Annotated in this window: 19 protein-coding genes; 2 read left to right on the top strand and 17 right to left on the bottom strand. The window is 71.3% G+C overall.

Annotated elements, in window-relative coordinates:
• Window positions 1-48: 48 nt before the first annotated feature.
• Window positions 49-969 carry a threonine/serine dehydratase gene (locus tag JYK18_RS38460; RefSeq protein ID WP_206808725.1) on the bottom strand — a complete coding sequence of 307 codons (921 nt, stop codon included), beginning with the start codon at window positions 967-969 and terminating at the stop codon, window positions 49-51.
• Between the two features lie 25 nt (window positions 970-994).
• On the opposite strand from JYK18_RS38460, the gene JYK18_RS38465 reads away from it, so the two are divergent.
• Entirely contained in the window at window positions 995-1657 is a 663-nt protein-coding gene (locus tag JYK18_RS38465) for a GntR family transcriptional regulator (protein WP_206808727.1), read from the top strand.
• Here JYK18_RS38465 and JYK18_RS38470 read toward each other — a convergent pair.
• From JYK18_RS38470 to pyrR, 13 genes are all read right to left on the bottom strand, one after another.
• On the bottom strand, window positions 1654-3780 hold the full coding sequence (locus JYK18_RS38470) for a primosomal protein N' (protein WP_206808729.1): 2127 nt from the start codon (window positions 3778-3780) through the stop codon (window positions 1654-1656). The two genes, JYK18_RS38465 and JYK18_RS38470, sit on opposite strands and share 4 nt — an antisense overlap.
• 70 nt (window positions 3781-3850) lie before the next feature.
• Window positions 3851-5053 carry a methionine adenosyltransferase gene (gene metK, locus JYK18_RS38475; protein WP_307796254.1) on the bottom strand — a complete coding sequence of 401 codons (1203 nt, stop codon included), beginning with the start codon at window positions 5051-5053 and terminating at the stop codon, window positions 3851-3853.
• Window positions 5054-5116: 63 nt separating this feature from the next.
• On the bottom strand, window positions 5117-6361 hold the full coding sequence (gene coaBC / locus JYK18_RS38480; protein ID WP_206808732.1) for a bifunctional phosphopantothenoylcysteine decarboxylase/phosphopantothenate--cysteine ligase CoaBC: 1245 nt from the start codon (window positions 6359-6361) through the stop codon (window positions 5117-5119).
• Window positions 6358-6630 carry a DNA-directed RNA polymerase subunit omega gene (rpoZ, locus tag JYK18_RS38485; RefSeq protein WP_113691188.1) on the bottom strand — a complete coding sequence of 91 codons (273 nt, stop codon included), beginning with the start codon at window positions 6628-6630 and terminating at the stop codon, window positions 6358-6360. Before rpoZ ends, coaBC begins: the two co-directional genes overlap by 4 nt.
• A gap of 33 nt (window positions 6631-6663) precedes the next feature.
• Window positions 6664-7221 carry a guanylate kinase gene (gene gmk, locus JYK18_RS38490; RefSeq protein WP_307796255.1) on the bottom strand — a complete coding sequence of 186 codons (558 nt, stop codon included), beginning with the start codon at window positions 7219-7221 and terminating at the stop codon, window positions 6664-6666.
• A gap of 41 nt (window positions 7222-7262) precedes the next feature.
• On the bottom strand, window positions 7263-7580 hold the full coding sequence (gene mihF, locus JYK18_RS38495; RefSeq protein WP_113691187.1) for an integration host factor, actinobacterial type: 318 nt from the start codon (window positions 7578-7580) through the stop codon (window positions 7263-7265).
• 181 nt (window positions 7581-7761) lie between these two features.
• On the bottom strand, window positions 7762-8589 hold the full coding sequence (gene pyrF, locus JYK18_RS38500) for an orotidine-5'-phosphate decarboxylase (protein ID WP_206808734.1): 828 nt from the start codon (window positions 8587-8589) through the stop codon (window positions 7762-7764).
• On the bottom strand, window positions 8586-11900 hold the full coding sequence (gene carB, locus JYK18_RS38505) for a carbamoyl-phosphate synthase large subunit (protein ID WP_206808735.1): 3315 nt from the start codon (window positions 11898-11900) through the stop codon (window positions 8586-8588). Before carB ends, pyrF begins: the two co-directional genes overlap by 4 nt.
• The gene (gene carA / locus JYK18_RS38510; RefSeq protein WP_206808736.1) at window positions 11900-13024 is read right to left on the bottom strand and encodes a glutamine-hydrolyzing carbamoyl-phosphate synthase small subunit; all 1125 of its coding nucleotides are present in this window, start codon (window positions 13022-13024) and stop codon (window positions 11900-11902) included. Before carA ends, carB begins: the two co-directional genes overlap by 1 nt.
• The gene (locus JYK18_RS38515) at window positions 13021-13539 is read right to left on the bottom strand and encodes a transporter (protein WP_206808737.1); all 519 of its coding nucleotides are present in this window, start codon (window positions 13537-13539) and stop codon (window positions 13021-13023) included. The genes carA and JYK18_RS38515 overlap by 4 nt, the downstream gene beginning before the upstream one ends.
• A complete protein-coding gene (locus tag JYK18_RS38520) occupies window positions 13539-14840 on the bottom strand; it encodes a dihydroorotase (RefSeq protein WP_206808738.1) in 1302 nt (433 codons plus the stop codon). The genes JYK18_RS38515 and JYK18_RS38520 overlap by 1 nt, the downstream gene beginning before the upstream one ends.
• Entirely contained in the window at window positions 14837-15790 is a 954-nt protein-coding gene (locus JYK18_RS38525) for an aspartate carbamoyltransferase catalytic subunit (RefSeq protein WP_206808741.1), read from the bottom strand. The genes JYK18_RS38520 and JYK18_RS38525 overlap by 4 nt, the downstream gene beginning before the upstream one ends.
• Window positions 15787-16404 (bottom strand): bifunctional pyr operon transcriptional regulator/uracil phosphoribosyltransferase PyrR, encoded by a 618-nt coding sequence (gene pyrR / locus JYK18_RS38530; RefSeq protein WP_206808743.1) that lies wholly within the window; start codon window positions 16402-16404, stop codon window positions 15787-15789. The genes JYK18_RS38525 and pyrR overlap by 4 nt, the downstream gene beginning before the upstream one ends.
• A gap of 258 nt (window positions 16405-16662) precedes the next feature.
• On the opposite strand from pyrR, the gene JYK18_RS38535 reads away from it, so the two are divergent.
• A complete protein-coding gene (locus JYK18_RS38535; protein WP_003096372.1) occupies window positions 16663-17151 on the top strand; it encodes a transcriptional regulator in 489 nt (162 codons plus the stop codon).
• Window positions 17152-17266: 115 nt separating this feature from the next.
• Here JYK18_RS38535 and nusB read toward each other — a convergent pair whose 3' ends face one another.
• From nusB to JYK18_RS38550, 3 genes are read right to left on the bottom strand one after another with little or no spacing between them, the layout of a single operon-like run.
• Complete coding sequence (gene nusB, locus JYK18_RS38540; protein WP_206808745.1) at window positions 17267-17719, bottom strand: transcription antitermination factor NusB; 453 nt, start codon at window positions 17717-17719, stop codon at window positions 17267-17269.
• Window positions 17716-18279 (bottom strand): elongation factor P, encoded by a 564-nt coding sequence (gene efp, locus JYK18_RS38545; protein ID WP_206808746.1) that lies wholly within the window; start codon window positions 18277-18279, stop codon window positions 17716-17718. Before efp ends, nusB begins: the two co-directional genes overlap by 4 nt.
• 41 nt (window positions 18280-18320) lie before the next feature.
• Window positions 18321-19418: a Xaa-Pro peptidase family protein gene (locus JYK18_RS38550; RefSeq protein WP_206808747.1), complete on the bottom strand. Its 1098-nt coding sequence runs from the start codon at window positions 19416-19418 to the stop codon at window positions 18321-18323.
• Window positions 19419-19435 lie beyond the last annotated feature (17 nt).

Genomic DNA, 19435 nt, shown 5'->3' on the forward strand with positions numbered 1-19435 from the left:
GCGCGTCATCCTGCCCCAGCGCACCGCGAAAATCACCAGTCTCGGACGTCAGGCGGTATCGCCGGGGTAATTGCGGCCGGTGATGATCGTGCCGAGGCGGTCGCCGGGGATGTCGTGCTCGAGCAACGCCGCGATCCCGGCGACGGCGGACGGTTCAACCAGGTGACCCGTGGTTTCGCGGAGCAGGCTCATCGCGCGTTCGATGGACGCCTCCTCGACGGCCAGCATGTCGTCGACGTACTCGACGGTCCATTCGACCGCGGCCGGGACGGGCACGCGGACCGCGATCCCGTCGGCGATGGTCCGCACGCTCTCGGTGGAGACGGGGGTGCGGTCGCGCCAGCTGTACAGCATCGCGGGTGCGCCGGCCGCGCAGACGCCGATGATCCGGGTCCGCGGGGCGTGCGCTTTGAGGTAGCAGCCGATGCCCCCGATCAGCGCGCCGTTGCCGACGGGGACCAGCAGCGTATCGAGTTCGAGTGGCGCCAGTTCGACACCGATCGTGCCCGCCCCTTCCGCGATGGCCGGCGCCTCGCCGTCCTCCACGAAGAGCCGCCCGTCGCCCTCGGCGTACTCGCGGGCCGCGTCCTTGGCCACGTCGAAGTCGGCGCCGACCTGCTTGACCTCCGCGCCGAACGCTCGCATGCGCGCGATCTTGCCCGCGTTGGCGTTCTCCGCGGTGAACACGGTGACCGGGATCCGCCGCGCGGCAGCGGCGTACGCGATGCCCTGCCCGAAGTTGCCTGCCGAAGCGCAGACGATCTCCTTGCCCGCTTCGAGCCCGCGGACGAAGTAGCTCGCGCCGCGTCCCTTGAACGAGCCCAGCGGGTTGAGCGTCTCGGCCTTGAGCACCAACTCGCGGCCGAGCCGCTGGTCGAGCACGGGGTCGTGGAACTGCGGGGTGTTCCGGAAGACCGGTTCAATCAGTTGACCAGCTTCGGCGATGTTCGCCGCGGAGAGCGCCACCATGGTGCCTATCGTATACGATGAACAGGTGCCCGCAACGCCCATCGCCCGCGCCGAGCCCCTGCGCGACGCCGTGTACGCCCGGATCGTCGAGCTGTTCTGGTCGGGCGCCTACCCACCCGGCACCGCCGTGACCGAGGCAGCGCTGTCGCGCGAGTTGGACGTCTCCCGCACCCCGGTCCGCGAGGCCCTGCTCCGGCTCGAGGCCGAGGGCGTCCTGCGGTCGGCGCTGGCCAGGGGCTTCACCGTCCGACCGCTCGACCGGCGCGAGGCCACCGAGCTGTACCCGATCCTGGGCGCGCTGGAGAGCCTCGCCGTGCGGTCCGCGCGCACTCCCCCCGCGTCGCGCGTGCGCGACCTGGAACGCCTCCTCGCCGAGCTCGAGGACTGCACCGACCCGATCCGGCGCTGGCGGCTCGACTCCGATTGGCACGCCGGGCTGGTGGCCGCCGCGGGGAACCTCCAGCTCCAGGAGATGGTCGGCCGCGTGCGCACCAACCTGTCGCGATACGAGCTGACCTACATGCGCGAGATGGCCGACCGCACCGAGCCCGACCGCCAGCACCTCGAGATCCTCGTCGAGTTCGCCTCGGGTGACACCGAGCGTGCGGCGCAACTGCTCACCGCGCACTGGGACGCGGGCATGCACGCCGTGCTCGACTGGCTCGACCGGGACGCCGGCCCTGCCTAGATCAACTCCAGCGGATCGAGCTGCACCCGCAGCGCCTCCGCCTCCTTGCGCGCGCTGCGCACGGCCAGCCCGCTCGCCAGCGCCGCAGCGAGCGCGCGGCCTTCTTCGCGCGGCACCCGGAGCAGCATGCGCTCGCGTTCCGAACGGCCTTCCTCGTCGATCTCGCCGAGCGGTACCGGTCCGAGCAGTTCGACACTCTCCGGCAACCGCATCTCGTCGAGGTAGGCGGCGACGGTCTCCGGACTGCCCTCGACGCTGGCCATCCGCACCACTGGCGGGAAGCCCAGCTCGCGACGTTCACCCAGTTCGACACTCGCGTGCCAAGCCGGGTCCCAGCGCACCAGCGCCTGCACCGGCGTCAGCCCCGCCTCGGCGCCGACGATCACCCGGCCGCCCTCGGGACCCGGTCGCACCAGCGCAGCGGCAGCCATCCAGCGGCGCAGCGTTTCCTCCGCCGCGCGCAGGTCCTGCCTGCCGAGCAGGGCCCAGCCGTCGAGCAGCAGGGCTGCGCCGTAACCGCCCTCGGCGACCGGTTCCGCGCCCGGTGTCGCGATCACGAGCGCGGGCCGCGCGGGTACCTCGGCCAGCACTTCGGTCGCGCCGGAAGTGCGCACGGCAACCCCCGGGAACGCGCGTCCCATCTCCTCGGCGGTCCGCTTGGCCCCGATCACCACCGCTCGCAGTCGCGCCGAGCCGCAGGCCGGGCAGCGGAAGCCCGCCTCCGGCACGCCGCACCACCGGCAGTGCGGCGCGCGCGGGCCGTCCTGGTCGCGTCCACCTGGCAGAACCAACGGCCCCGCGCAGCGGCGGCACCGCGCGGGGGTACGGCACTGCCCGCAAGCCAGTGCCGGCACGTAACCGCGTCGAGGTACCTGGACGAGCACCGGCGCGCCGGCGGCCAGGCCCTGGCGCGCCGCTTCGAAGGCGACGGACGGCAAGCGCGCGGCCTTCGCGGCCTCGTCCCGCGCGACGTCGAAGTCCTCCCCCACGGGCGTGACCCGCGGCGCCCGCGCGCGCAACTCCTCCCGGCTGGCCACGATCGGATGCGCCCAGTTCGTCTCCACGAGCAACTGCGCCTCGGCCGTCCGGTTGAACCCGGCGACCAGGAGCGACGCGTTGCTCGCGTGCGCCCGCACCATCAGCACGTCGCGGACCTGGGGGTAGGGCATGTGCGGGTCGGCATGGAGGTCGTCCCCGTCGTCCCAGACCACGAACAGGCCCGGGTTGTCCACCGGGGCGAACATGGTGGCCCGCGTGCCGACCACCACCCGGACCGCCCCGCGCGACACCGCCAGCCAGCGCCGGTACCGCTCGGCGGGCCCGCTCTCGGCGGTCAGCGCGACCACCGCGTCCTCGCCGACCAGCTCCGCGCACGCCCGGTGCAGGCGCTTCAGGTCGCGTTGATCCGGCACGACCAGCACCGCGCCGCGGCCCGCGGCCGCCACGGTGGCCGCCGCCTCGGCGAGCCGGCGCGGCCAGTCCTCCCCCGGCAACGCCTGCCACACCGCGTGCGCCCGGCGGCCCGCGGCCAGCGCTTCGAGGAACGGCGCCCCCGACGGATAGCGGGTCCAACCGGTTGAACCGGGTGCCTCGGGCACCGGCGCGACCTCGCGCGGCGGCTCGCCTTCGGCTTTCGCGTGGCGTGGCGGGATGGCCAGCCGCAGCACGTCGATCAGCGTGCCGCCGTACCGCTGCGCGACCGCGCGGCCCAGCGCCGCCAGCTCAGGCCCGAGCACCGGTTCACTGGAGGTGACCCGGTCGAGGAAGCTCAACTTGCCCACGTGCTCGGTGGTGTCCGCGCGTTCGACCAGGAAGCCGTCGACCAGCTGCCCGGCGAACCGGACGCGCACGCGGCACCCCGGCACCGCGGTCTCGTGGAACTTCTCCGGCACCTGGTAGTCGAACGTCCGGTCCAGGTGCGCCAGCGGGACGTCCACGATCACCCGCGCGACCGGCTCGCTCGGCGCCGGCTTCTGCGCGCCCCGGCGCTGCGCGGCCGCTGCCTTCGCGGCGGCCGCCTTCGACTTGGGCGTGGCGCGCTTCGGCGCCGCCGCGCCGGGTCCCTCGGGCTTCCGGGCGGCGGGCGGCTCGGGGAGGTCCCACAGCGGGGTCGCGCCGTTCACGTGCTGATCTCTACCAGAAGAAGCCCCCGGCCCCGATGGGGGCCGAGGGCTTCAGCGGAACGGGTGGTGCTCAGGCGCCGGCGATCGAACGCAGGTCGGCGGCGCGCTGCGTGCTCTCCCACGGCAGCCCCAGCTCGGGGCGGCCGAAGTGCCCGTACGCCGCGGTCGGTGCGTAGATCGGGCGCAGCAGGTCCAGGTCGCGGATGATCGCGGCCGGGCGCAGGTCGAACACCTCGCGGATGGCGGCCTGGATCTTCGACGGGTCCACCGTCTCGGTGCCGAAGGTCTCCACGAACAGGCCGACCGGCGACGCCTTGCCGATTGCGTACGCCACCTGCACCTCGACCCGCGAAGCCAGCCCGGCGGCCACCACGTTCTTGGCCACCCACCGCATCGCGTACGCCGCCGAGCGGTCCACCTTCGACGGGTCCTTGCCGGAGAACGCGCCGCCACCGTGACGGGCCATGCCGCCGTAGGTGTCAACGATGATCTTGCGGCCGGTCAGCCCGGCGTCACCCATCGGGCCGCCGATGACGAACCGCCCGGTCGGGTTGACCAGCAGCCGCACGTCGGAGGCGTCGAGCTCCAGCTCGGCCAGCTCCGGCGCGACCACGTGCTCCTTGACGTCGACCCCGAGCATCTTGTCCAGGTCGATGCCGTCGGCGTGCTGGGTCGACACGACCACGGTGTCCAGGCGCACCGGCTGGTCACCGGCGTACTCGATGGTCACCTGGGTCTTGCCGTCCGGGCGCAGGTACGGCAGCACGCCGTTGTTGCGGACCCCGGTCAGCCGCTGCGACAGGCGGTGCGCCAGCGCGATCGGCAACGGCATCAGCTCGGGCGTGTCCGAGCACGCGTAACCGAACATCAGGCCCTGGTCGCCCGCGCCCTGGCGGTCGATCTCGTCGAGCGCGTTCTCCAGGCGCGACTCGTACGCGGTGTCGACGCCCTGGGCGATGTCCGGCGACTGCGCGCCGATCGCGACGTTCACCCCGCACGAGTTGCCGTCGAAGCCCTTGGCCGACGAGTCGTACCCGATCCGCAGGATCACGTCGCGGACGATGGTCGGGATGTCCGCGTAGGCCTCGGTGGTCACCTCGCCCGCCACGTGCACCTGGCCGGTGGTGATCAGGGTCTCCACGGCTACCCGGCTGCGCGGGTCCTTGCTCAGCAGGGCGTCCAGGATCGAGTCGCTGATCGCATCGCAGATCTTGTCCGGATGCCCCTCGGTCACCGACTCGGAAGTGAACAGCCTGCGGTTCGACGCACTCACGATCTCGTCACTTCCCTTTCTTAGGGTCCCCTGGTCACCCATCAGAGTACTGGGCGGCGGCGGTCAAACACCTTGAGTCTTGCGCAAGCTCGCGACGGCGTCCCACACCGCGGCGGCCAGTTGCGCCTTCGCGCCGAACGGGATAGGGACCTCGGTTCCGTCGGCCCCCAGCAACCAGCCCGAATTGTCCTCGACCTCGAAGGCCTTGCCGTCGCCGACGGCGTTGACCACCAGCAGGTCGGCGCCCTTGCGCTTAAGCTTGGCCCGGGCGTGGTGCAGTACGTCACCGCCGGCGTCCCCGGTTTCGGCGGCGAAACCGACCACCACCTGACCGGGATGCCGGTCTTCGACCAATCCGGCCAGAATGTCCGGATTGCGCACCAATTCGACCGTGGGCGCGCCACCGTCGTCGCTTTTCTTGATTTTGTGCTCCGCGCGCGACGCCGGCCGGAAATCGGCCACCGCGGCGGCCATCACCACGACGTCGGCGCTCGTGGCTTCCGCGCGCACGGTCTCGGCGAGCTGCTCGGCGGTGGACACGTGCCGGACCGTCGCGCCCGCGGGATCGGGCAGGTCGACGGTGTGCGCGGCGACCAGGGTGACGTCGGCGCCCCGCTGGGCGGCCACCCGCGCCAGCGCGTAGCCCTGCTTGCCGGATGAGCGGTTGCCCAGGTAGCGGACCGGGTCGAGCGGCTCACGCGTGCCACCGGCGGAGACCACCACGCGCACGCCCTCCAGGTCGCGCGGCAGCGCGTCCGGGGCGGCGAGCAGCAGTTTCGCCAGGTCGACGATCTCGCGGGGGTCGGCCAGCCTGCCCTTGCCGCTGTCCACCCCGGTCAACCGGCCCGAATCCGGCTCGGTGACCACCAAGCCACGCGAGCGCAGCAGCGCCACGTTGTCCTGGGTGGCCGGGTGGTGCCACATCTCGGTGTGCATGGCCGGGAAGAACGCCACCGGGCAGCGCGCCATCAGCAGCGTGCCGGTGAGCAGGTCGTCGGCACGCCCATGGGCGGCCCGGGCCAGCAGGTCGGCGGTGGCGGGTACGACCAGCACCAGATCCGCCTCGTGGCCGATCCGCACGTGCTGCACGCTGGGCACGTCGCTGAACACCCCGGTGTGCACGGGGTGACCGGACAACGCCTCGAACGTGGCCGCACCGACGAAGTTCAGCGCGGCTTCGGTGGGCACCACGCGCACGTCGTGCCCGGACTCGGTCAGCCCGCGCAGCACCTCGCAGGCCTTGTAGGCGGCGATGCCGCCGCCCACCCCGAGCACCACCCTGGGCTTGCGCCCCGGGGACTGGCTCATTCGCCCTCGGTGTGCTCGAGCAGCCCGGCGTGGATCTCGCGCAGCGCGATCGACAGCGGCTTCTCCCGGGGACCCGGCTCGACGAGCGGGCCGACGTACTCCAGCAGGCCCTCGCCGAGCTGCGCGTAGTAGTCGTTGATCTGGCGGGCGCGCTTGGCCGAGTAGATCACCAGCGCGTACTTCGAGCTGACCTTTTCGAGCAGGTCGTCGATGGGCGGGTTGGTGATGCCTTCGAGTTCCTCGTGCTGTGCACCCAGGGTGATGGTCACGCGCAGTACTCCTGAACGGTTGTGGAAAACAAGCTAGCTCGTCATCAAGCTTAACAACTCCGCCGCGGCGGTCTTCACGTCGGCGTTCACCACGGTCGCGTCGAACTCGCCGGACGCGGCCAGTTCACGCTCCGCTTCCGCCAGCCGGGCCTTGACCGCGTCGTCCGCTTCGGTGCCGCGGCCGGTCAGCCTGCCCACCAGCACCCCCCAGGACGGCGGGACCAGCATGACCAGCCTGGCTTCCGGCATCGCCACGCGGACCTGGCGGGCGCCCTGGAGTTCGATCTCCAGTATCGCCTGCTTGCCCTCGGCCAGCGCCTTCTCCACCGGGGCGCGCGGGGTGCCGTAGCAGTTGCCGGTGAACTCGGCGTGCTCCAGCAGTTCGCCCTTGGCCACCATGGCGTCGAAGGCGGGCCGGTCGATGAAGTGGTAGTGCTCGCCGTCCACCTCGCCCGGTCGCGGGCGGCGGGTGGTCACCGAGACGCTGAAGAAGATCTCCGGGTCCAGCCTGCGCAGCTCGGTGACGACACTGGACTTGCCGACCCCGGACGGCCCGGATACGACGGTGAGCCGGTGCCGGTTCCCCGCCACCGGCCCACCCTCAGCTGTGGTGCCGCCGTGTTCCGCGCCGCTCACTCGCCGCTGAACTCGGCGAGCAGCGCCTTGCGCTGCCGGTCGCCGAGTCCACGCAGGCGACGGCTAGGAGCGATTTCGAGCCGCTCCATCGTCTGCTGCGCGCGGACCTTGCCAACGCCGGGTAGGGCCTCCAGCAGAGCGGAAACCTTCATCTTGCCGAGAACCTCGTCCTCGTCCGCCTGCTTGAGCACGTCGACCAGCGTGGTGCCACCCCGCTTGAGCCGCTCCTTGAGCTCGGCGCGAGCGCGACGGGCAGCAGCGGCCTTCTTCAGCGCCTCAGCACGCTGTTCCTCGGTCAGCTGGGGAAGTGCCACGATTTCCTCCGGTATTACTCAATAATTCGGCCGTCCTCGGGACGGTACCCACCTGCCATACCTGCCACAATGCGGGGGTGGGCCTCCACCTGGGAACGCGGGTGGTGGTATCGGCGTGCCGCACGCCTGTTCGGACCACTTCCCCGCACCCGTCGAACAACGTGCGGCAAGCACGGAAGGTTCAGTCCCGCAACGAATCCCGCACCCGGAACACGGCCTCACGCAGGGCCGACGGGGCCGGTCCGTGACGCAGGATGTCGCGTGAGGAAGCCGCCAGCACGGCCGGTGAACCCGCCCCGAAAAGAGCACGTAAATCCGCCGCGGTGGCGCCCTGCGCACCGAAACCCGGCGCCAGGATTGGGCCGTTCAGCCTATTCAGGTCCAGTTCCCCGCGGCCGATGGTGGCGCCGGCGACCACGCCGATGTCGCCCAGTGGCGCGGTCCCCGTGTTGCGCTCGGCCACCGCGTCGACGATTTCCTGGGCCACCGTGCGGCCGGACGGGGTCACCGTGCCCTGCAGCCCGGCGCTCTCCGGGTTGGACGTGCGCGCGAGCACGAAAACCCCGCGCCCGCTGGTTTCGGCGGCCGTCAGCGCGGCTTCCAGCGAGCCGAAACCGAGGTAGGGCGAGACGGTGATGGCGTCGGCCGCCAGCGGCGCCCCGTCGGCCAGGTAGGCCGCGGTGTAGGCGGCCATGGTCGACCCGACGTCCCCGCGCTTGACGTCGAGCAGGACCAGCGCACCGGCCTCGCGGGCCAGTGCGACGACCCGCTCCAGCACCGCGATGCCCTTCGAGCCGTAGGTCTCGAAGAACGCCGACTGCGGCTTGATGATCGCCACGTGCTCGGCGATCGCCTCGGTGGCGCTCAGCGCGAACCGCTCCAGCCCGTTCGCGTCCTCCGGCAGCTCCCACGCCCGCAGCAGGCCGGGGTGGGGGTCCACCCCGGCGCACAGCGAGCCACGGGCGGCGATCGCCTTCGCCAGCCGGGCCCCGAACCGCTCCATGATCATTTCGACGCCCTGAGCGCCGCCTGGAGCTCCTGGAGGGAGCGCACCCCGATATCACCCCGGATGAGCGCCTCGATGCCGTGCACGGCCGCGGCAGCGCCCTGAATCGTGGTGATGCAAGGAATGTCGCGCGAAACCGCGGCGGTCCGGATCTCGTAGCCGTCCACGCGCGGGCCGCTGTTGCCGTACGGGGTGTTGATCACCATGTCCACCCCGCCGCCGAGGATCACCTCGACCACGTTCGGCTCGCCTTCGGTGCTGCCCTCGAAGTGCTTGCGCAGCACCGAGCACTGGATCCCGTTGCGGCGCAGCACTTCCGCGGTCCCGGAGGTGGCCAGGATCTCGAAGCCGAGGTCGGCCAGGCGCTTGACCGGGAAGACCAGCGAGCGCTTGTCGCGGTTGGCCACCGAGACGAACACGCGGCCCGAGGTGGGCAGCGAACCGTAGGCACCGCTCTGCGACTTGGCGAAGGCCTTGCCGAACGAGACGTCCACGCCCATCACCTCGCCGGTGGACTTCATTTCCGGGCCCAGCAAGGAATCCACGCCGTGGCCTTCCGGCGTGCGGAAGCGGTGGAAGGGCAGCACGGCTTCCTTGACCGACACCGGGGAGTCTGCGGGCAGGTCGCCCCCGTCGCCCTCGGCCGGGAGCACCCCGGAGGCGCGCAGTTCCTTGATGGTGGAGCCGGTCATGATCAGCGAAGCCGCCTTCGCCAGCGGCACGGCGGTCGCCTTGGACACGAACGGCACCGTGCGCGAGGCCCGCGGGTTCGCCTCCAGCACGTAGAGCACGTCGTCCTTGAGCGCGTACTGCACGTTCAGCAGGCCGCGCACGCCGACGCCGCGCGCGATCGCCTCGGTGGAGCGCCGGACGGTGTCCAGGTCGGTGCGGCCCAGGGTGATCGGCGGCAGCGCGCACGAGGAGTCGCCGGAGTGGATCCCGGCCTCCTCGATGTGCTCCATCACGCCGCCCAGGTACAGGTCCTCCCCGTCGAACAGGGCGTCCACGTCGATCTCGATGGAGTCGTCGAGGAAGCGGTCCACCAGCACCGGGTGCTCCGGGGTGACCTCGGTGGCGCGCTGGATGTAGCCCGCCAGCGACTGCTCGTCGTAGACGATCTCCATGCCCCGCCCGCCGAGCACGTACGACGGGCGCACCAGCACCGGGTAGCCGATCTCGTCGGCGATCCGCTTGGCGCCCTCGAACGAGGTCGCCGTGCCGTAGCGCGGCGCCGGAAGCCCGGCGGCGCGCAGCACCTCGCCGAAGGCACCGCGGTCCTCGGCCAGGTGGATGGCCTCGGGCGAGGTGCCGACCACCGGCACGCCCGCCGCGGCGAGGCGGCGCGCGAGCGCGAGCGGGGTCTGGCCGCCCAGCTGCACGATCACCCCGGCCACGGTGCCCGACTCGCGTTCGGCGTGGACCACCTCGAGAACGTCCTCAAAGGACAGTGGCTCGAAGTAGAGCCGGTCGGAGGTGTCGTAGTCGGTGGACACGGTTTCCGGGTTGCAGTTGACCATCACCGCTTCGAAACCGGCCTCGCGCAGGGCGAGCGCGGCGTGCACGCACGAGTAGTCGAACTCGATGCCCTGCCCGATCCGGTTCGGCCCGGAGCCGAGGATGAGCACCTTCTGCTTGTCCCGCTGCGGCGAGACCTCCGACTCCGCGGCGGGATCGGTCTCGTAAGCCGAGTAGTGGTAAGGGGTTTTGGCGGCGAACTCGGCCGCGCAGGTGTCCACCGTCTTGAACACCGGGCGCACGCCGAGGCGGTGCCGCAGCGCGCGCACGCCGTCCTCGCCGGCCAGTTCCGGGCGCAGCGCGGCGATCTGGCGGTCGGACAGGCCGGTGCGCTTGCCGCGGCGCAGCAGTTCGCCGTCGAGCACCGGGGCGGTGGCGATCTCCTGGCCCACCTCGCCGATCAGCGCGATCTGGTCGATGAACCACGGGTCGATGCCGCTGGCCTCGTGCACCTGCTCGACGGTGGCGCCCAGCCGCAGCGCCCGCTCGACCGCGTACAGGCGGCCGTCGTGCGGGTTGCGCAGGGAGTCCAGAGTGGACTCCAGGGTGGCGCCGTCGGGGTCGGGCACGGTCCAGAAGCCCGACGCCTTGGTGTCGATCGAGCGCAGCGCCTTGCCCAGCGCCTCCGGGAAGCTGCGGCCCATCGACATGGCCTCGCCGACGCTCTTCATCGTGGTGGTCAGCGTCGGGTCCGCGCCGGGGAACTTCTCGAAGGCGAACCGCGGCACCTTCACCACCACGTAGTCGAGCGTGGGCTCGAACGAGGCCGGGGTCTCGCCGGTGATGTCGTTGCGGATCTCGTCGAGGGTGTAGCCGATGGCCAGCTTGGCGGCGATCTTGGCGATCGGGAAGCCGGTCGCCTTGGAGGCCAGCGCGCTCGACCGCGACACCCGCGGGTTCATCTCGATGACCACCATGCGGCCGTCGCGCGGGTTGATCGCGAACTGGATGTTGCAGCCGCCGGTGTCCACCCCGACCGCGCGCAGCACGTCGATGCCGACGTCGCGCATGTGCTGGTACTCGCGGTCGGTCAGGGTCATCGCCGGCGCGACGGTGACCGAGTCGCCGGTGTGCACGCCCATCGCGTCCACGTTCTCGATCGAGCAGATGACCACCACGTTGTCGTGCCGGTCGCGCATCAGCTCGAGCTCGTACTCCTTCCAGCCGAGCACGCTCTCCTCGATGAGCACCTCGGTGACCGGGCTCTCCTCCAGCCCGACCGAGGCCAGCCGCTCGAGGTCCTCGCTGGTGTGCGCCATGCCCGAGCCGAGCCCGCCCATGGTGAACGACGGCCGGATGACCACCGGGAGGCCGAGCTTCTCGACGGTCTCGCGGACCTCCTCCATCGAGTGGCACACCGCGCTGCGCGGCACCTCGGCGCCGACCTGGCGGACGATGTCCTTGAACTTCTGGCGGTCCTCGCCGCGCTGGATGGCATCGATGTCGGCGCCGATCAGTTCGACGCCGTACTTCTCCAGCACGCCGCGCTCGTGCAGGGCGACCGCGCAGTTCAGCGCGGTCTGCCCGCCGAGGGTGGCCAGCAGCGCCTGGGGGCGCTCGGTGGCGATGACCTTCTCGACGAAGTCGGGGGTGACCGGCTCGATGTAGGTCGAGTCGGCGAACTCCGGGTCGGTCATGATCGTGGCCGGGTTCGAGTTCACCAGGCTGACCCGCAGGCCCTCCTCGCGCAGCACGCGGCAGGCCTGGGTGCCGGAGTAGTCGAACTCGGCGGCCTGCCCGATCACGATCGGGCCGGAACCGATGACGAGCACGTGCTCGATGTCTGTGCGTTTCGGCATTACTTGGCTGTCTCCATCAGGCTGACGAACTCGTCGAAGAGGGGGGCCGCGTCGTGCGGGCCGGCGGCGGCTTCGGGGTGGTACTGCACGGAGAACGCGGGGACGTCCTCGGCGCGCACGCCCTCCACCGTGTCGTCGTTCGGGCAGTAGTGGCTGATCGTCGCGGCGCCGAAGGGCGAGTCGAACCGCTGACCGGGCTCGCCCTCCAGGGCGAAGCCGTGGTTCTGCGCGGTGATGGCGACCCGGCCGGTGGCCACGTCGATCACCGGGATGTTGATGCCGCGGTGCCCGTAGCGCATCTTGTAGGTGCCCAGCCCCAGCGCGCGGCCGAGGATCTGGTTGCCGAAGCAGATGCCGAACAGCGGGACACGGCGTTCGAGCACCGCGCGGGTCAGCGCGGTGGCGTGCTCGGTGGTCGCCGGGTCGCCGGGGCCGTTGGACAGGAAGACGCCGTCGGGCTCGATCTCCAGCAGCTGGTCGAGCGAGCTGGACGAGGGCAGCACGTGCACCTCGATGCCGCGCGCGGTCATCTGGCGCGGCGTGTTCGACTTGATCCCGAGGTCCAGCGCGGCGACGCGGAACCGCCGCTCGCCGACGGCGGGGACCACGTACGGCTCGGCCGTGGTGACCTCGCCGGCCAGGTCGGCGCCCTTCATCGGCGGGCTGGCCAGCACCTCGCCGACCATCTCGTCGTCCGCGCGCAACGCGTCCCCGGAGAACACGCCCGACCGCATCGCGCCCTGCTCGCGCAGGTGGCGGGTGAGGGTGCGGGTGTCCACCCCGGAGATGCCGACCACGCCCTGCTCGGCGAGCGCGTCGTCGAGGGTGCGCGTGGCGCGCCAGTTGGACGGGGTGCGGGCGGGGTCGCGGACCACGTAGCCCGAGACCCAGATGCGCGCGGACTCGTCGTCCTCGTCGTTCCACCCGGTGTTGCCGATCTGCGGTGCGGTCTGCACGACGATCTGGCGGTGGTACGAGGGATCGGTCAGCGTTTCCTGGTACCCGGTCATCCCGGTGCAGAACACGGCCTCCCCGAGGGTGCGCCCCTCGGCCCCGTATGCGGTGCCCCGGAAGACGCGGCCGTCCTCCAGTACCAGCGCGGCGGGTGTCCGGCTACTCGTCATGATTGGGCACTTCCCTTGATCTCCGTACCGTTCTTGCCAAGTTCTTCGAGCCAGCGGGGGTAGACCTCGAGGTCGTCCCCGCGGAACCCGGTGTCCAGTTCCTCGCTGTCGCTGCCGGGGCGCCAGGTGAGCACCAGCAGGCTGTCGGTGCCCATCACCTTCCCGGCCATGCCCTTGTCCGTGCGGATCCCGGTGATCGAATCGCGCGGGATCCAGAATCCGGGCGCGCGGCCGCGGTCGACTTCGACGCCCGTGTCGTACAGGCGCAACGTCGCGTACCCGCGCAGCCCGGCGCCGCGGGTGACGACGCGCTCCTGCCACCGGCCGGCGATCGTGGTGCTCACGTACAACCCGTCGGCGGTCAGCAGTGGTTCACCTGGTTCGACCGGCACCTCCGGGAACGGCGCGATCCGGGCGCTCTGGGACCGCGCCTTGCGGCGCCAGCCCAGCCACATGCCGTAGACGCACAGCGCGAAGAAAGCCGCGACCAGCAGGGTCAGCAGAAAACGCTCCATCAGGCCAGTTTCCCTTCTCGCACGGTGAACCGCCCGCGCAGCAGGGTCGCGGTGACCGCGCCGGGCAGCCGCATCCCCTCGTACGGGGTGTTCGACGCGATGCTCGCCAGCTCGGCGCCGCGCACGGTCCACTCGGCGTCGGGGTCGACCAGGGTGAGGTTGGCCGGCTCGCCCACCTCGATCGGGCGGCCGTGGTCGGGCAGCCCGGCGATCTCGGCGGGCCGCTCGCTCATCACCCTGGCCACCCCGCGCCAGTCGAGCAGGCCGGGGCGGACCATGGTCTCGGTCACGATGGACAGCGCGGTCTGCAGGCCGAGCATGCCCGGCTTGGCCGCCGCCCATTCGCAGTCCTTGTCCTGCACGGCGTGCGGCGCGTGGTCGGTGGCGACGCAGTCGATCACCCCGTCGGCCAGCGCGCGGCGCAACCGCTCGGCGTCCGCGCCGGTGCGCAGCGGCGGGTTCACCTTGTTGACCGGGTCGTACCCGGTCAACCGCTCGTCGGTCAGCAGCAGGTGGTGCGGGGTGACCTCGGCGCTGACCCGGGTGCCGCGTTCCTTCGCCCAGGCCAGCACGTCGGCGGTGCCCGCGGTCGACACGTGGCAGATGTGCAGCCGGGCCCCGGCGTGCAGGGCGAGCAGGCAGTCCCGCGCCACGATGGACTCCTCGGCGGAGGCGGGCCAACCCGCGTAACCGAGACGGGCGGCCTGCTCACCTTCGTGTGCCTGCGCGCCGACGGTGAGTCGCGGCTCCTCGGCGTGCTGCGCGATCACCGCGTCCAGCGCGATCGAGTACTCCAGCGCGCGGCGCATCAGCAGCGGGTCGTGCACGCACTTGCCGTCGTCCGAGAAGACCCGCACCCCGGCGGCGGAGGCGGCCATCGTGCCCAGCTCGGCGAGCTTCTCGCCGCCGAGGCCGACGGTGACCGCGCCGACCGGGTGCACGTCGACCAGCCCGGCCGCCTGGCCGAGGCGCCACACGTGCTCGACCACGACCGCGTTGTCGGCGACCGGGTCGGTGTTGGCCATGGCGAAGACCGCGGTGTACCCGCCGAGCGCGGCGGCGGCCGACCCGGTGGCGATGGTCTCGGTGTCCTCGCGGCCGGGTTCGCGCAGGTGGGTGTGCAGGTCGACGAAGCCAGGCAGAAGCACCTGACCAGCGGCTTCGACCACCTCGGCGCCCTCGGTCGCACTGGTTGAACCCGGTGCCCCGATCGCGGTGATCTCACCGTCGGCGAGCAGCACGTCGACCGGATCGCCTTCGCCGTAGAGCCGGACACCCTTCAGCAGGATCTCGGTGGTCATGCGGCGACTCCTTCTTCCTCACCCGCGAGCAGGTGGTACAGCACAGCCATGCGGACGTGGACCCCGTTGCGCACCTGCTCGGTGATCGCCGAGGCCGGCGAGTCGGCGACCGCCGAGGCGATCTCCATGCCGCGCAGCATCGGCCCCGGGTGCAGGACGACCGCGTGGTCCGACAGCAGCGCGAGGCGCTTCTCGTTCAACCCGTAGGCGATCGAGTACTCGCGCGCCGACGGGAAGAAACTCTGCCCCGGGCCCCCGCCTGTCATGCGTTCCGCCTGCACCCGCAGCATCATCACCGCGTCGGCCGCCGGCAGTTCCGCGTCCAACTGGTGCGACACCGTCACCGGCCAGCTTTCCACGCCGACCGGCAGCAGGGTCGGTGGTGCGACGAGCACCACCTCCGCCCCGAGCGCGGCGAGCAGGTGCACGTTGGACCGGGCGACCCGGCTGTGCACGACGTCACCCACGATGGCGACGCGGCGGCCGTCCAGCGAGCCGAGCCGGTCCCGCAGGGTGGCCGCGTCGAGCAGCGCCTGCGTCGGGTGCTCGTGCGTGCCGTCGCCCGCGTTGACCACCTTCGTGCCGGTCTCCCCCAGCCAGCCGGCCAGCCGGTGCGCGGCGCCGGAGGCGGGGTGGCGGATGATCACGCAGTCGGCCCCGGCCGCGGACAGGGTCAGCGCGGTGTCCCGCAGCGACTCCCCCTTGCCCACCGAGGAGCCGCCCGCCGAGACGTTCACCACGTCGGCGCTCATCCACTTGCCGGCGATCTCGAAGGAGACGCGGGTGCGGGTGGAGTTCTCGTAGAACAGCGTGATCACGGTGCGGCCGCGCAGCGTCGGCAGCTTGCGCACCTCGCGCCCGAGCAGGGTGCGCTTGAGCTCGTCGGCGGTGTCCAGGATGGACGTCGCCAGCTCCGGATCCAGCCCGTCGGTGGCGAGCAGATGCTTCACGATTTCCCTTCCTCGGCGGGCGCATCCGGTGCGCCCGGTTCGCCGCGCAGCAGCACCGCGTCGCGCCCGTCCACTTCGGACAACAGCACGGCGACCTCCTCGGCGCGCGACGTGGGCACGTTCTTGCCCACGTAGTCGGCGCGGATCGGCAGCTCGCGGTGGCCGCGGTCGACCAGTACCGCCAGCTGGACCGCGCGGGGGCGGCCGTGGTCGCGCAGGGCGTCGAGCGCGGCGCGGATGGTGCGGCCGGAGAACAGCACGTCGTCGACGAGCACCACCACCCGGTTGTCGATCCCGGTGGCCGGGAGCTGGGTCTGCTCCAGCGGGCGGGTCGGGCGGCGGCGGAGGTCGTCGCGGTAGAGGGTTACGTCGAGTGCGCCGATCGGCACGTCGACCCCGGAGAACTCGGTCACCCTGGCGGCGAGCCGGGCCGCGAGCGGTGTGCCCCGGGTGGGTATGCCCAGCAACACGGGCGGGGCCGAGTGGCCCGCACCGAGTGCGGTCTTCTCGATGACCTGATGGGCCATTCGAGCGATGGTGCGTGCGACGTCTCCGGCCGACAGGAGCTCGCGCTCACCGGCCGGATCCGTCACACCGCGCGGACGCGATGTCACGGTGGACCTCCTTCCCCGCCTCACTGGACGGGTCGTTAAAGGACGTCGATTCCCCAGGTAATCAGCGGAAATCGAGCACAGGGTAACAGGATCGACCACTCAGCCTTACGGGTGGTGTGCCCTGTTCGGACCACCCCCGCGCAATGATCTGCTTGACCTGGTGACGACAACGCGTAACCATTACTCTGAGTATTCGACTCAAGAAGTGCCCCTCCGGTCGTTCGGCCGGGCGGGGACGACGAAACGGAGAACCACCAGATGGGCGATTACGCCAAGGCGCTCGGGGCCAAGCTCCGCGGGATCCGCCAGCAGCAGGGTCTGTCCCTGCACGGGGTCGAGCAGAAGTCCGGCGGACGCTGGAAGGCGGTCGTCGTGGGTTCGTACGAGCGCGGCGACCGGGCCGTGACCGTGCAGAAGCTCGCCGAGCTGGCGGACTTCTACGGGGTACCGGTGGTCGAGCTGCTGCCCGAGGGCCGCGTTCCGTCTGGGGCGGAGCCGGCCACGAAGATCGTGATCAACCTGGAGCGGCTCCAGCAGCTGCCCGCGGAGAAGGTCGGGCCGCTGGCGCGGTACGCCGCCACCATTCAGAGCCAGCGCGGGGACTACAACGGCAAGGTGCTCTCCATCCGCACCGAGGACCTGCGCTCGCTCGCGATCATCTACGACATGACGCCCGGGGAGCTGACGGAGCAGTTGATCGACTGGGGAGTGCTGCCCCCGGAAGCACGGCCGTCCAAAGAGGACTGAGCCGTGCGGTCCGGCACGGCCGCACCGAGAACAGGCCGAAGGGGCCTTCGGCGACGAACCAGGGTTCGCCGGAGGCCCCTTCGGTGTGTCTGTGTTACTTCAGGCGTTATGTCCGTTACAGCACCGCGCGCAACCGGTCGGCGATCGTGCCGATCCGGCCGAGCACGCCGTTGACGAAGCGCGGCGAGTCGTCCGTGGACAGCTCCTTAGCGATGCCGACGGCCTCGTCGATCGCCACCGGGTCCGGCACGTCGGCGGCCCACAGCAGCTCGTAGACCCCCACCCGCAGTACCGCCAGGTCGACCGGCGGCATCCGGTCCAGCGACCAGCCCTGCGCGTGCTCGGCGAGCAGCTCGTCGATCTGCTCGCGCCGCGTGGTGACCCCCTCGACCAGCGAGACCGTGTAGTCGCTGATCGGATCCACCTCGGTCGAACCCACGCGACCGGCGAGCAGCGTCACCGCGTCGGAGTCCCGCTGGGCAGCCTCGTACAACATCTCGACGGCGCGTTTGCGCGAAGCCCGGCGGCCGATGGGGCCACCGCGCTTGGGCGAACCGGCTGAACTCAACTCGAAACCCGGCCGAGGTAGCGACCGTCGCGGGTGTCGACCTTGACCTTCTCACCCGTGGTCAGGAACAGCGGCACCTGGATCTCGGCGCCGGTCTCCAGCGTGGCCGGCTTGGTGCCGCCGGTGGAGCGGTCGCCCTGCAGGCCCGGGTCGGTGTGCTGGACCACCAGCTCGACCGAGGTGGGCAGCTCGACGTAGAGCGGGGTGTTCTCGTGGATGGCGACCTGGACCTCGGTGTTCTCCAGCAGGTAGTTCGCCCCGTCGCCGACGATCTCGCGCGCCACGTTGATCTGGTCGTAGGTGTCGCCGTCCATGAAGACGAAGTCGCTGCCGTCGTTGTACAGGTACGTCATCGTGCGGCGGTCCACCGTCGCGGTGTCGACCTTGGTGCCGGCGTTGAACGTCTTGTCCACGACCTTGCCGCTCAGGACGTGCTTGAGCGTGGTGCGCACGAAGGCGCCGCCCTTGCCCGGCTTGACGTGCTGGAAGTTCACGACCGACCACAGCTGTCCGTCGAGGTTGAGGACCAAGCCGTTCTTCAGGTCGTTGGTGGTGGCCACGGGTCTGGGATCTCCTGTGTCTGCTCGAAGCGGGCCGCGGTTTAGACGACCACGAGTTCCTTGGTGCTCAGGGTGAGGACCTCCCCCGTACCGTCACGGACGATCAGCGTGTCCTCGATGCGCACGCCACCGCGGCCGGCGAGGTACACGCCAGGCTCGACGGTGACCGCCATACCGGCGGACAGTGTACCGACCCCCGTGGTGGCCAGGCTGGGTGCCTCGTGCACCTGGAGGCCGACGCCGTGGCCGAGACCGTGCGAGAAGTGCTCGCCGTGCCCGGCCTGTTCGATCACCTCGCGGGCGGCCTTGTCCACCGCGGAGACCTCGGCGCCGGGCAGCACCGCGGCCAGCCCGGCGGCCTGCGCGCGGTGGACCAGCTCGTACAGCTCGCGCTGCCAGCTCGCCGGTTCACCCAGCACGACCGTCCGGGTCATGTCGGAGTGGTAGCCGTCGATGATCGCGCCGAAGTCCAGCTTGACGAAGTCGCCCTTGGCCAGCTGCCGGTCGGTCGGCCGGTGGTGCGGGATGGCCGAGTTCGGCCCCGCGGCGACGATCGATTCGAAGGAGGCGCCCGCCGACCCGTGGTCGAGCATGCGGTTCTCCAGCGCGCGGGCCACCTCGCGCTCGGTGCGGCCGACGCTGAGGTCGCCGTGCTCGATCAGGCCGCTCAGCGCGCGGTCGGCCGCGGCGCAGGCCATGCGCAGCGCCTCGATCTCGGCCTGGTCCTTGACCAGTCGCAGCCGCTCGACCAGGTTCGGCGAGCGGTGCAGCTCGATCCCCTCGGCGATCTTCTTGGTCGACTCGTACTGCTCCACGCTCACGTGCTGGCTCTCGAACCCGGTGCGGCCGTAGTCGCGCTGGTGCGACGCGGCGTGCCGGGCGAGCGCGGCGGCACTGGCGCGGTCGAGCACCCGCTGCAGGTCGGGGACCTGGACCTCGGACTGGGTGGTGTACCGGCCGTCCGTGCAGAACAGCGTGCGGTCCTCGGACTCGGCGTGCACGAGCAGCGCCGCGTTCGACCCGGTGAACCCGGTGAGGTAGCGGATGTTGAGCAGGTCGGTGACCAGGAGCGCGTCGAGCCCGGTCTCCCGGATCAGGGACCGGAGCGAGGCGCGGCGGGCGGCGTGGGTTTCAGGCACCGGGTCAGTTTATGACA

The sequence above is a fragment of the Amycolatopsis sp. 195334CR genome, from assembly GCF_017309385.1.
Taxonomy (GTDB): domain Bacteria; phylum Actinomycetota; class Actinomycetes; order Mycobacteriales; family Pseudonocardiaceae; genus Amycolatopsis.